We start from the raw sequence: 12,095 nt of genomic DNA on the forward strand, positions 1-12,095 counted from the left end.
TAATCTTAAATCTGACGGGCTTTCAACCCAAAAACAAGAAACGCCCCGGCCGGGATTTGAACCCGGGTCGAAAGCTCCGGAGGCTTTCAGGATATCCACTACCCTACCGAGACTGCCATATTATATTGTTGTGTAAGGTATAAAAGGCCAGCGGAGGGGGCGGGTTCATGCCCTCCGCGATTCGTAGAGATGCCAGATCTTGCAGGCTCCTTCGTGGCTGACCATGCAGGGGCCCACAGGGGTGCGCGGGGTGCAGACCTTCCCGAAGAGTTTGCAGTCGGACGGCCGGGCGATGCCGCGCAGCACTTTGTCGCAGATACAGGCGGAGTGCTTGTCCACGTGCCGGATCTCGATATCGTACTTCTTCTGCGCGTCGTAGCCCTCGAACTCCGGTTTCAGGCGGAGGCCGGAGGCCGGGATCACCGGGAATCCGCGCCACTCGACGTCATACGGCTCGAAGACCTCGTACATCAGGCGTTTCGCCTTGACATTCCCTTCCCGGGTGACCACGCGCGGGTAGGCGTTCTCCACCCGGTGCGCCCCCTCGCGGACCTGCTGCACCGCCATCAGGAGGCCGAGGAGGATGTCCTCCGGCTCGAACCCCGCGACGACCTGCGGGGCTGGGAACTGCTCGTACTCCTCGTAGCCCATCACCGCACAGACGTGCCCCGGGAGGAGGAACCCGTCGAGCGACGCCTCCCCCTGGGCGAGGAGCCACGCCATCGCCGGCGGGACGAGCCGATGGCACGAGAGGATCGAGAAGTTCTCCGGCGGGCGGGAGAGGATCGTGGCGGCGACCGTCGGCGCGGTGGTCTCGAACCCGACCGATATGAAGACGACCTCCCGGTCCGGTTCCCTCCGGGCGATCTCCACCGCCTTGTGGACGCCCTGCACCACCCGGACGTCCCCGCCGCTCGACTCGAGCGATCCCTTCGACCCCGGGACACGCAGCAGGTCGCCGTAGGTGGCGATGGTGCAGTCCCGCTCCACCAGGTCGAGCGCGGCGTCGATCTCGCCCTGCGGCGTGATGCAGACCGGGCAGCCCGGCCCCATCACGATCTTGAGCCCCTCGGGAAGGACACTCCGGAGTCCGGCGCGGGCTATCGCCGCCTCGTGGGTGCCGCAGATGTGCATGAGGGTGATATCCCGGTCGACGAGCGCGTGCAGTGTCTTGAGTATATCCTTACCAACCGCCATGAATCCTCATACCTATCTTTTGTCGCTCCGGCATATTTATGCCGGTAGCGATACCGGTCTCTCTCAGACCGGCCGGTAGAATACGCCTCTCTCCTCGCGCACGGGCTCGATCAGCCCGCCGGACTCGAGGACCCTGAGGTGTTTCGCGACCTCGGCCGGGCGGATGCCGAGGAGTGCGGCGAGGTCGCCGGGCGTGCAGGGCCTCCGCCGGATGGTCGCGAGGATCGTCTCTGCGAGATCCCCGCTCACCGGCGGCAGAGCCCGGTCGGTGCAGGCCGCCCCGATCACCTCCCCGCCGAGCACCGCCGCGATCCGCGCAAGCCTCCCCGGCGCCGCCGGCCTCACCCGGATATCGGTGCCGGGCCGATCGAGGGTGTTAACCTGGACGCGGTGGGGATTGATTGCCGCGACGGCGTCCTTCAGGAGCCGGATCTCCTCCTCGGTATCGTTGATGCCCGGGACGATGAAGACCTCGAGCCAGACCTCGCCGGGGTACTCCCTGGCGAAGTCGAGGAGCCCCGCGAGCACCCGCTCTGCGGTGATGCCGGGTGAGGGGCGGTTGATCCTTGAGAAGACCTCTTCGGAGACGGCGTCGAGCGACGGCACCACGAGGTCGGCCCGCATGAGGGCGGCCCGGACATCCGGGTCCGCGAGGAGCGCGCTCCCCGTCAGGACCGCGACCCGGTAGCGGGGGTGGCGGTCTTTGATGAAGGCGATGATCTCGCCGATGCCCGAGTGAAGCGTCGGTTCCCCGGAGCCGGCGAACGTGACATAGTCGAGGTCCGGCCCCTTCGCGAGGAAGTTGTCGAGCTCCGCGATGACCCGGCCGGTCGGGACGTACTCGCGCCGTTCGCAGGTGAGGTCGGTCGTCCGCCCGCACTCGCAGTAGACGCAGTTGTAGGCGCAGGTCTTCTGCGGCACCAGGTCTACCCCAAGCGAGACGCCCAGCCGCCGGGAGGGGACCGGGCCGAAGAGATGACGGTATGCCATGAAGTCCTCGTTACTATCCGGCGCGAGGGACTATCAGGCTGCTCATCGCGGCACCTTCAGGCGTCGCCGATCTTGAGCATCTTCTTGCAGAAATGGTCGACCGAGGTGAAAACCGCCGCATTGACGCCCTTCTCGGTCGGGGGGATATCGGCGGTGACGAACCGGAGCATGTCGGAGTAGTAGTTCAATGACGGGTATTTCCGGTGAAACTCGTCGAGACAGAGGGTCGCCTGCCCCCGTCTTCCCCGGAGGAAGGCATACGCGTAGTCGATGAGGCAGAGGACGTGGCCCGGCATCTTCAGCCGTTCGGCGGTTTTGCGGAACGCGTTGAACTCCTCGCCCGGGAGGTAGAGGGCGGTCCGGAGGCCGTAGTAGATCGGTTCGAAGTCATCGGGGAACCTCTGAATCAGGTCGCGGATGAGGCCCATCGCGTCGGCGAGGTCGCCCTGCTCGAACTTGAGGTGGTAGGCTTCGCGGTAGAAGAACATGTCGTCGGGGAACCGGATGAGGCCGATCTGGAGCATCTTGACCAGCGCGACGTCGTTCTTCTCCTGTTTGCTCCGCGCGATCCCGATCTCCAGGAACCAGCGGTTGTCGGGGATCCATTCGGTCGCAAGGAAGATCATCACCCAGAACGGTTCGGCAAGCCACGTGTCCTGTTCGAGTTCGCCCCGGACCAGCCGTTGCAGCCCCGGCCGCAACTGCCCGAGTTCCTCCATGTACTGGCGCGCGACCTTCAGGTAGTTCCATCGTTCCGCGGCCGAGTAGCCGGGTTCGGCCGACCCTTCTTTGTAGAGGACGTAGTAGCAGTAGGCGTACCAGCACCCGACTGCGGCGTCGTGCTTGCGGTAGGGCTGGAGGAAGACGGTCGCCGCAAGCGGCATCCCCATCTTCATCAGTTTGACGGCGGCGGCAAGGTGGACGCCCGCTTTGCGCTCTTTTCTGCGTTTCATCCCGCAGGCGAGTTCACAGGCACGGTTGAGGTACTTCATGTCCCCGGCCCGTTTGCTGACCTCAAAGACCCGGAATACGATTGCGTCGATGAACTCGTCGTAGACTGCGTCGGTGATGGGAACACCCGCACGGTCGAGGATCGTGATGACGTTCCCGAAGAAGATGGCGAAGTTCTCGTCGATGGCTTCGGCGTTGGATTCTATGTAGGAGAAGATCTCGGCCTTTGCCTTCTCAAGCCGGTTCGAGACAACAACCTCCGGGACGAAGCCGTCAGCCATGATTATTCATAGTGGTGTTGATAGTATAAACCATGCGGATTGGTCTTTTTTGCCGCCGGAGGGCTTTCTCGTGCCGGATGGGGCGATCCGGTCCGCCCGGGGGGTGCGGCGGCAATACGCCGGGAGGTGCCTGTTCCGAACCTATTTAATTGTCCCGGCCGGAACATTCTGTATGTTCGGCGTCTCCACCTACTGTCTTCACCACGAGCCGCTCTCTCTCGCGCTTGAGCGTCTCGCTCCCATCACCGATTGCGTGGAGGTGATGGACGACGGCCTGCACTACCTGGAGAGTGCGGAACCGCTCGAAAGTTACTCGTACCGTTACTTCATCCACGCACCGTCCCGGGGGGTCAATATCGCAAGCCTCCTCGACCCGATCCGGCGGGCGAGCGTCGAGGTCCTGACGCAGTCCTTCGCCGTCGCCGCCGAGGTCGGTGCGGACGTGGTCATCCACCCGGGCTACTATGCGTGGAGCGCGGAGCGGGAGCAGGCGGTGAAGCGGTTCCGGCAGTCGCTCTCCGAACTGACCGGGGCGGCAGAAGACCTCTCGGTCACGTTCTTCGTCGAGAACATGGGGAACTGGGAGTACTTCTTCCTGCGCTCCTGCGACGACCTGCCGCTCATCGATGGGATCGGGCTCGCGCTCGACGTCGGCCACGCGAACCTGAACGGGTGCCTGGACTGTTTCCTTGCCCACCCGGCGGCGCACTTCCACCTCCACGACAACGACGGCACCGAAGATACGCATTCGCCGGTTGGGGACGGGAAGATCGACTTTTCGGCCGTGATGAAGGCCGTCCGGAGGAGCGGCGCCACCCCCATCGTCGAGGTGGAGACCTTCGACGGGGTGACCGCCAGTATATCCGCGCTCGCGGCGATCGACGCCGCCGGACGGAGCGAATAGGGTCGGTCCCGCCCGGTTCTTTCCCCGGTTTCAGCCGTAACCTTTTATAGGGTAAACCTCCAACATAATTGGTGCGTCACGCCTCAGTGGCTCAGCCGGTAGAGCGCGTCCTTGGTAAGGACGAGGTCGCGAGTTCGAATCTCGCCTGAGGCTTGAATAATACTCCTTTTTCGAAATTAGATCCTGGTTTTATCCCATCACTCGTGGAGAGGAACCCCTCTCTACTGGCAAAACCTCATATCTCGTGATGGCTAAGAGTTATCATCGGCGAATCCCGGAGGCGATCGATAGTGGAGGGATACCAATCCATCAAGCCAAGGGTTCTGGCCCTTCTTGAGCGCGAGCTCCCGACACTCCAGGAGAGATACGGTATCGAAACAATCGGTATCTTCGGCTCCGTGTCGCGTGAGGAGGATACATCGGAATCGGACGTGGACATCGTATACTCGTTCCGTCCGGAGATGGACACATACGAGAATCTACTGGACTTAGGGGATTTTCTTGAGGATTTGCTCCAGAGAAAAGTGGAACTGGTCCCTGTTGAGTGGATGAGCCAGAGATTCCGCGTATGCGTGATGAGGGAGGCCATCTTCTGTACGCCTGAGAGAGGTACGGCATGAACAGAGTTGCGGTTGCGATATTATCTTGCGGATATTTACGAGCAATCTGAAAATATCATGAAGGCAACCGAGCGAATGAGTTATGAGGAATTTCTCAAAGATTCGCTGTACAACGCAGGCATCATCAGATTTTTCGATATTATCGGGGAAGCTGCAAAACATGTTCCGGATGACTTCCGGGATGAATATCCGGGTATTCCATGGAGAAAAATCTCAGGACTTCGCGACAGGCTGATCCATGATTATCCTGGCGTGAATCTGAAATATGTCTGGACTCTGGCAACTGTAGAAATACCTATTCTGCACCAGCAAATTGGAGATATTCTCACCGACTGGGAATAAAAACTTCTACAATGGGGAGTTTTAACAGGGCCCATTCAGGGGCATGCTCCGGGATCCGCTGCGCTCCCAATGAATTAAACCCCTGCCCGGCAAACCGATCAGGCACCTATGGCACCCGTGACGGATGGAGATACCCTGCTCCTGCACTTCACCAGCACCCGCCCCGACGGCGAGGTCTTCGAGGATACCCGTTCGGGCGAGCCGGTGCGGGTCACCCTCGGGGCGAACCAGATCAATCCCCTCTTTGAGGAGGCGCTGATCGGAAGAGAACCGGGCGAGACGGTGACCGTGGTGCTGCCCCCGGAGAAGGCCTACGGGAAGTTCCGGAGGAAACTCGTGGTCACGATAAAGCGCACGAAACTGAAACTCGACCACGAACCGGTTGTCGGAGAGTTCGTCAAAGTCGAGGTGATGGGGAAACCCTGCCTGGTGACCGTCCTCGACGTGGACGATAAAAGAATCACCGTCGACGCGAACCACCCGCTTGCCGGGGAGACGATCACCTATACGATCACTGTCGAGAAGATCCTCCCCCGGGACGGCTGAGCGGCCGCCCCGGAACAACCGGATAGATCCCGCCGCGCCGGGCCGGGCGTTATCCCTATCCTGCGGCATAACCGCCCTGTTTCTTCGCTCTCACCCGGATCTGGTCCGGCTGGTATTTATCCCGTGCGGGAAGACCTCTTTTCATGACAGCCGGATCGCCCACAAGCGCCGGATCGCCCCGGCGGCAGGCGATCATCGGATTACTGGTTCTTCTTGCCGTCGTTCTCGCCCCCATCGTACTCTCGGGATACTTCTCCCCGGATCCCGAACCGGTGCATGTTCGGATCCTCGCGGTCAACGACTTCCACGGGCAGCTCCCCGACGGGCAGAACCTCAACGGCGAACCGGCCGGGAGCGCGCCGGTGCTTGCGTCGTATCTCAGGTGCGCGACGGCGGACGACACAACTACGTTCATCGCACTCCCCGGGGACGTCGTCGGGGCGTCGCCGCCCGAGTCCGGGCTGCTGCTGGACGAACCCGCCGTGCTCTTCTTCAACGGCCTCGCGGACGACTGCCCGGGGATGATCGCGACCTTCGGCAACCACGAGTTCGACCGGGGCACGGACGAACTGCTGCGGATGGTTCGCGGCGGGAACGGCACGGCGGCTCTCGCCCGCCCGGTAGACCCCTACCCGGGCGCGGCGGCGGAGTACGTCTCTTCGAACGTGGCCTGGAAGACGAACGGCACCCTTCTCGCCGCCCCTTACACCATCCGCGACGCCGGCGGTGCAAAGATCGCGTTCATCGGCGCCACGACCGTCGAGACGCCCTCGATCCAGAAGGCGATCAACATCGAGGAAGTCCGCTTCGAAGACGAGGCCGAATCGATCAACCGCTACGTTCCGGAGATCCAGCAGCAGGGAGTTCACGCGATCGTCGTCCTCCTCCACGAGGGCGGGCGGCAGGAGCCCTACGACGGCCCGACCCGGGAGGGGGAGAACGTCACCGGCAGGGTCGCCGGGATCGTCGCCGGCCTTGATGCGGACGTGGACGTCGTCCTCTCGGGCCACACCCATGCGTTCACCAACGCCTACCTGGAGAACGCCGGCCAAAACCCGGTGCTGGTGGCGCAGGCGTACAGTTACGGCAGGGCGTTTGCCGACGTCGATATCGTCATCGATCCCCTCACCGGCGAGGTCACCCATACGTCGGCACGGATCGTCCCGGCGTACAGAAACGGCACCAGCCCCGACCCGGAAGCCCAATCGTTGCTTGAGGCCTGCGAAGCAGCGGTCGAACCGCTGACGGGCCGGGTCATAACGACCACTTCTACCGAGATCACGCGGCTGCAGACCGATGCCGGCGAATCCGCCCTCGGCAACCTCGTCGCCGACAGCCAGCGGGCGGCGATGGGCGCCGATATCGCGTTCGTCACCACCGGCTCGCTCCGGGCGGAGATCGCGAAAGGGAACGTCACCCGGGGCGACCTGTATGCGGTGCAGCCGTTCTCGTCGACGGTCCTCTCGATGACCCTGACGGGAGAACAGGTCCGGAACGTCCTGGAGCGGCAGTGGGAGGCGCCGTTACCGCCCCACAACCTCGCCGTATCCGGACTGACGTACACCTTCGACGAGAGAAAGCCCCTGGGCTACAGGATCGTCGAGGTCCTGGTGAACGGCACCGCGCTCGACCCGAACGGGGAGTACACGACGGCGATGGTCGACTTCCTCGCGACCGGCGGCGACCGGTATACCGTCTTCATGAACGGGACGAATATCGTCAACGGCCCGTACGACGTCGATGCCCTGGTCGCGTATACGGAATCCCTCCCGGACCCGGTGGACGTGAAGCCGGAGGGGCGGATCGTGAAGGCAGTGTGAAGGGTTGTCCGTTCACCGCGGGCGGCAACCTGCCCAACCTATAAATAACGCCTCTTCCCATGGGCCGCCGGAGGTCATCCGGGATGCCTGAATTTGCACAGCCGTTCTCCGGGAACCGTATGGAGCGCCAACTGGACCGGGGAGAACTCATCAGAACGATCCGGTTCTCGATCGCCGCCGAGTACGAGGCGATCCAGTTCTACAACCAGATCGCCGAGTCGACCGACGATCCGCTGGTCCGGAAGGTGATGCGCGATATCGCGGACGAGGAGAAAGAGCACGCGGGAGAGTTTCTGCGGCTGCTCCGGGAACTTGAGCCCGCCGAAGAGGAGTTCTACCGGCACGGCTACGAAGAAGTCGAGGAGATGATCGAGGAACTGAAGAAAGGCGGGAAGTGATCTACCCCCCGGCGTGGATTCGCGAGGGGTTTGCCGGCAATCGCATCCGGCGCCGGAAACCCCGCCTGTCAGAGCCGGTTGTTACGATGCTTCCCGCAAATGCATACACTCAAATACGACTTCGGGTGAAACTTCAGCGATGGCAACTCACACCCAGACGATCGCGGAGAGGGTGGTGCAGAAATGCGAAATGCTGATCGACCGGGTGGAGTTTATCGATCTGCACTTCTCCGAAGAGATCCTCACCGACAGAATACTCAGGAAGGCAATGTACAAGGAGTTCCAGGAAGCGGTCGAAGCTGCGGCCGACATCTGCGCCCTCATGAGGCGCAGCCTGGACTCTTCGGCGCAGGACGACTACAGCAACGTCGACTACCTGGTCGAACGGGAGATCGTTTCGGCGGATCTCGGCAAAGCCTTGAAGGAGGCAAACGGGCTCCGGAACCGACTGGTCCATGAATACGACGGCGTCAACGACCGGATAGCGTATGCCTCAATCGCACGGCTCACCGAAACCCTGCGCGAATTTTCCGGGGTGATACTCACGTGGCTCCACAGATAACCGGCACAGGACTCCTCGAACACTTCCGTGAGGTGCTGCCGTCCATCAGGGGCATCCTCATCTACGGGTCGCACGTCAAAGGCTACTCAGACGAGCGGTCGGATATCGACATCTGCCTCATCCTGCACGAGAGCGCCGACCGCGCTCCGGTTTATGGGCGGATGCTCACGGCGGGAGAGCGCTACGATATCGTCATCTTCGACGAGATCCCCTGGTACCTCAGGGGCGCGGTTCTTGAGGCGCATACGGTGCTCTATGCCGACAATCCGGACGATCTGGACTACTGGCTGTACCGGCAACTTGCCGTCTGGCGCGACATGAAGCACCGGCAGGTGCCGGTCTCACCGGGGGATCTGCTCCGCCGCGTCCGGTCATGAAGTTTTTCCCGTCCGTCACCTGATCCTGCAGGACTCCTCGTAGGACTTCCTGCAGTCCGGACAGAGCGTCCGCGCCTTCTCGAGGTCCGGGTAGTTCTCTTCGGTGATCTCGTCGCAGGCCGCCCCGCAGATCTCGCACCAGTGCTCCTTCGTCTCTGCCTTCTCTTCGCCTTTCAACTTGCGTTTTGCCATGCTGCTCTCCCTCCGGGTGGTGCTCGCTCGCCCTCATCGTGCATATGCTTTCGGGTCGGCCCACCGTACCGCCCCGGTGAGGCTGCTCCCCATCTCCCAGAACCGGTCCTGCACCCCCGCATCGAGGGCGAGGGGCGACGGCCGCTTCCACCGGTTCTCCTCGAAGTAGCCGCCGTTCACCGCCCCGGCATCCGGGGAGAGGGCGAGGCGCACCTCTACCTCCGCCCCCTTCTCCGGCGGTGCACCGCCGTCCCTGCCGTGGGTATACGCCCGGAGGAGTTTCGTCTCGATCACCCCCGGGTGGAGGCAGTTCGCCGTCACCCCCGTCCCCTCGAGCGTCCGGGCGAGCCGGGCGGTGAAGGCGACGACCCCCAACTTGGATACTGCGTAGGCGTCGTAGGCGTCGTAGTCCGGAAATCCCGGCAGGTTATCCCAGTCGACCGACCGCACGCTCCGGTGAGCGATCGACGCGACGTTGACGATCCGTGCCGGAGCGCTCCGCTCAAGGAGCCCGAGGAGTTCGTGGGTAAGCAGGACCTGCGCGAGGAAGTTCACGGCGAACGTCATCTCGATCCCGCCGGGAGCAACCGCCCGCTCCGGCATAAAGACCCCGGCGTTGTTGACGAGGACGTCGAGCCGGTCGTATGCCCCGGCGACCTCCTCCGCAAGGCCCCTGACCTGCTCCTGCACCGAGAGGTCGGCGGTGAAGAGATCGAGCCGGCCGGAACCGGTGGCAGTCTCCAGTTCGGCAAGAACCTTCCTGCCCTTCCCGGGGTTTCTGCCGTGGAGCAGCACGCGGTGGCCCTGCCGGGAGAGCGCGTCTGCGGTCGCCTTCCCGATACCGTCCGTCGAGCCCGTGACGAGGATGGTCCGCTCCGCCATACGCGGTCCGGGTGTATGCCCGCTCTATTTGAACGTGGCGGTGCGCGAAGTTGGTGCGCTCCGCGGCACATCCCTTGCGGCGGCGCACCGAAGAGGGGCTGGTTTCCCGGACGGCGGTGCGGTGAGAATCAAAAAGGTGATATGCTGCACCACAAACCTGTACTGTATGGTGCGATACTCGGTCACGATGGATGACGACCTCGTGAAAGCAATCGACAGGATACGCGAATACCGGGATATGTCCCGGTCGGAATGGCTCAACGACCTCTGCACGAAGTACCTCAACGGTGCATCCGCGAAAGGCGTGCAGACCGCGGTTCCCGCGGGGGTACAGCCTGCAAACACCCGTGAGCCGAACATGACCGATTACGAGGCCGCCTGCGCCAACTTCAGGATCGACGTCCCCGATCAGTTCAACTTTGGCTACGACGTGATCGACCGGTGGGCCGAGACCGACCGGAACAAACTGGCGATGATCTGGGTCGACCAGGAGGGAAACGAGAAGAAATACACCTTCCGCGATCTGCGGTATCTCTCCAACGGCGCCGCTAACATCCTCCTCAAATACGGCATCAAGAAGGGCGACCGGGTGATGCTGATGCTCCCGCGTGTCCCGGAATGGTGGATCTTTGTCATCGCGCTCATCAAACTCGGCGCGGTCTTCTGCCCCTGCCCGACGATGCTGACCCCGAAAGATATCAAATACCGCATCAAGGCCGGGAAGTTCCGGATGATCATCACCAACTGCGAGAACGCCGAGAAGATCGATGAGGTCGCCGATTCCTGCTCGCTGCTCGACACCCTCTTCCTCGTGGACGGGGAGCGGGAGGGCTGGGCGAGTTACCTGCACGAACTCGAGTATCCCGCGCCGGTATCGCACCACAAGGTCAGTATGCCGGTCGCAAAGAGGACGAGATCGACCGACCCGATGCTGATCTACTTCACCTCGGGCACCACCGGCGAAGCCAAGATGGTGCTGCACGACCACTCCTACCCGCTCGGGCACATCATCACCGCCTCGCTCTGGCAGGACGTCACGGAGAACGACCTGCACCTGACCTTCTCCGATACCGGGTGGGCGAAGTGCGCCTGGGGCAAGATATTCGGCCAGTGGATCGCCGGGGCCTGCATCTTCGTCTACGATATCCGGGGGAAGTTCGGCGCGACCGAGCTCCTTCCGCTGATCGAGAAGTACGAGGTGACCACGTTCTGTGCGCCGCCGACGGTCTACCGGATGCTGATCCTTGCCGACCTCGAGAAGTTCGACTTCCGCGACCTGCGGCACTGCTGCAGCGCCGGGGAGCCGCTCAACCCCGAGGTGATCCGCGTCTGGGAGGACGGCACCGGCGAGCCCATCTACGAGGGATACGGCCAGACGGAGACCGTCTGCTGCATCGCGACGTTCCCCTGCATGAAGCACAAACCCGGATCCATGGGAAGGCCCGCTCCGGGCTGGCATATCGAGCTCCACGACGACGACGGCAACCGGGTCGGCGCCGGGGAGGAGGGGCGGATCGCGGTCAAACTCGACCCCCGGCCGGTCGGGCTCTTCGTGGAGTACCTGGACAACCCCGAGGCGAACCGGGAGTCGTTCCAGAACGGGTATTACTACACCGGCGACAAGGCGCGTATGGACGAGGACGGCTACTTCTGGTTCATCGGACGCAGCGACGACGTCATCAAGTCGTCCGGCTACCGGATCGGGCCGTTCGAGGTCGAGAGCGCCCTCATGGAGCACCCGGCCGTCCAGGAGTCGGCGGTCGTCGGGTCGCCCGACCTCATCCGCGGGATGGTCGTCAAGGCCTTTATCGTTTTAAAACCCGGCTATCAGCCGTCCGAATCGCTGGTCAAGGAACTCCAGGCCCATGTCCGGAACACCACCGCCCCGTACAAGTACCCACGGCTGATCGAGTTCGTCCAGGAACTCCCGAAGACGATATCCGGCAAGATCCAGAGGAACGTCCTGCGGGACCAGGAACTGCGCAAGAGCAATAATGGGAGCTGAGCGGGGCTCCCGGTGTTTTCTTTTTTTT

The 12,095-nt window shown here is 62.7% G+C and carries 14 protein-coding genes and 2 tRNA genes; 10 read left to right on the forward strand and 6 right to left on the reverse strand.

Annotated elements, in window-relative coordinates; translation table 11 throughout:
* Positions 1–41 precede the first annotated feature (41 nt).
* The 4 genes from L21_RS13145 to L21_RS13160 form a co-directional block, all read right to left on the reverse strand.
* Positions 42–113: transfer RNA gene (locus L21_RS13145), tRNA-Arg, on the reverse strand.
* Positions 114–165: 52 nt separating this feature from the next.
* Positions 166–1,197, reverse strand: a complete 1,032-nt coding sequence (gene hypD / locus L21_RS13150) for a hydrogenase formation protein HypD (RefSeq protein WP_074370904.1) — start codon at positions 1,195–1,197, stop codon at positions 166–168.
* Positions 1,198–1,260: 63 nt separating this feature from the next.
* Complete coding sequence (locus L21_RS13155) at positions 1,261–2,187, reverse strand: radical SAM protein (protein WP_074370905.1); 927 nt, start codon at positions 2,185–2,187, stop codon at positions 1,261–1,263.
* Between the two features lie 56 nt (positions 2,188–2,243).
* Complete coding sequence (locus L21_RS13160; RefSeq protein ID WP_074370906.1) at positions 2,244–3,419, reverse strand: tetratricopeptide repeat protein; 1,176 nt, start codon at positions 3,417–3,419, stop codon at positions 2,244–2,246.
* A 172-nt stretch (positions 3,420–3,591) separates the two neighbouring features.
* Between L21_RS13160 and L21_RS13165 the strand changes: the two genes are divergently transcribed.
* The 9 genes from L21_RS13165 to L21_RS13205 all read left to right on the forward strand — a co-directional run bounded on the left by L21_RS13165 (position 3,592) and on the right by L21_RS13205 (position 8,988).
* A complete protein-coding gene (locus L21_RS13165; protein ID WP_074370907.1) occupies positions 3,592–4,323 on the forward strand; it encodes a sugar phosphate isomerase/epimerase family protein in 732 nt (243 codons plus the stop codon).
* A gap of 80 nt (positions 4,324–4,403) precedes the next feature.
* Positions 4,404–4,476: transfer RNA gene (locus L21_RS13170), tRNA-Thr, on the forward strand.
* Positions 4,477–4,613: 137 nt separating this feature from the next.
* Complete coding sequence (locus tag L21_RS13175; RefSeq protein ID WP_178377736.1) at positions 4,614–4,943, forward strand: nucleotidyltransferase family protein; 330 nt, start codon at positions 4,614–4,616, stop codon at positions 4,941–4,943.
* Between the two features lie 12 nt (positions 4,944–4,955).
* Positions 4,956–5,285, forward strand: a complete 330-nt coding sequence (locus tag L21_RS13180; protein ID WP_256713222.1) for a HepT-like ribonuclease domain-containing protein — start codon at positions 4,956–4,958, stop codon at positions 5,283–5,285.
* Positions 5,286–5,393: 108 nt separating this feature from the next.
* Positions 5,394–5,831 (forward strand): FKBP-type peptidyl-prolyl cis-trans isomerase, encoded by a 438-nt coding sequence (locus L21_RS13185; protein ID WP_074370910.1) that lies wholly within the window; start codon positions 5,394–5,396, stop codon positions 5,829–5,831.
* 143 nt (positions 5,832–5,974) lie between these two features.
* A complete protein-coding gene (locus L21_RS13190) occupies positions 5,975–7,651 on the forward strand; it encodes a bifunctional metallophosphatase/5'-nucleotidase (RefSeq protein ID WP_074370911.1) in 1,677 nt (558 codons plus the stop codon).
* A gap of 119 nt (positions 7,652–7,770) precedes the next feature.
* Positions 7,771–8,049: a ferritin family protein gene (locus L21_RS13195; RefSeq protein WP_256713220.1), complete on the forward strand. Its 279-nt coding sequence runs from the start codon at positions 7,771–7,773 to the stop codon at positions 8,047–8,049.
* Between the two features lie 139 nt (positions 8,050–8,188).
* Complete coding sequence (gene hepT, locus L21_RS13200) at positions 8,189–8,611, forward strand: type VII toxin-antitoxin system HepT family RNase toxin (RefSeq protein WP_074370912.1); 423 nt, start codon at positions 8,189–8,191, stop codon at positions 8,609–8,611.
* Complete coding sequence (locus L21_RS13205; RefSeq protein ID WP_143727317.1) at positions 8,596–8,988, forward strand: nucleotidyltransferase domain-containing protein; 393 nt, start codon at positions 8,596–8,598, stop codon at positions 8,986–8,988. Before hepT ends, L21_RS13205 begins: the two co-directional genes overlap by 16 nt.
* A gap of 15 nt (positions 8,989–9,003) precedes the next feature.
* On the opposite strand, the gene L21_RS14265 is transcribed toward L21_RS13205, so the two are convergent.
* Together L21_RS14265 and L21_RS13210 are read right to left on the reverse strand one after the other, a co-directional pair.
* Positions 9,004–9,180: a hypothetical protein gene (locus L21_RS14265; RefSeq protein WP_178377737.1), complete on the reverse strand. Its 177-nt coding sequence runs from the start codon at positions 9,178–9,180 to the stop codon at positions 9,004–9,006.
* A gap of 33 nt (positions 9,181–9,213) precedes the next feature.
* On the reverse strand, positions 9,214–10,062 hold the full coding sequence (locus L21_RS13210; protein WP_074370914.1) for an SDR family NAD(P)-dependent oxidoreductase: 849 nt from the start codon (positions 10,060–10,062) through the stop codon (positions 9,214–9,216).
* A gap of 166 nt (positions 10,063–10,228) precedes the next feature.
* On the opposite strand from L21_RS13210, the gene L21_RS13215 reads away from it, so the two are divergent.
* Complete coding sequence (locus tag L21_RS13215) at positions 10,229–12,067, forward strand: AMP-binding protein (RefSeq protein WP_256713221.1); 1,839 nt, start codon at positions 10,229–10,231, stop codon at positions 12,065–12,067.
* The last annotated feature ends 28 nt before the right edge of the window (positions 12,068–12,095 follow it).

The sequence above is a fragment of the Methanoculleus chikugoensis genome, assembly GCF_900095385.1.
In the GTDB taxonomy this organism is placed as follows: Archaea; Halobacteriota; Methanomicrobia; order Methanomicrobiales; family Methanoculleaceae; genus Methanoculleus; species Methanoculleus chikugoensis_A.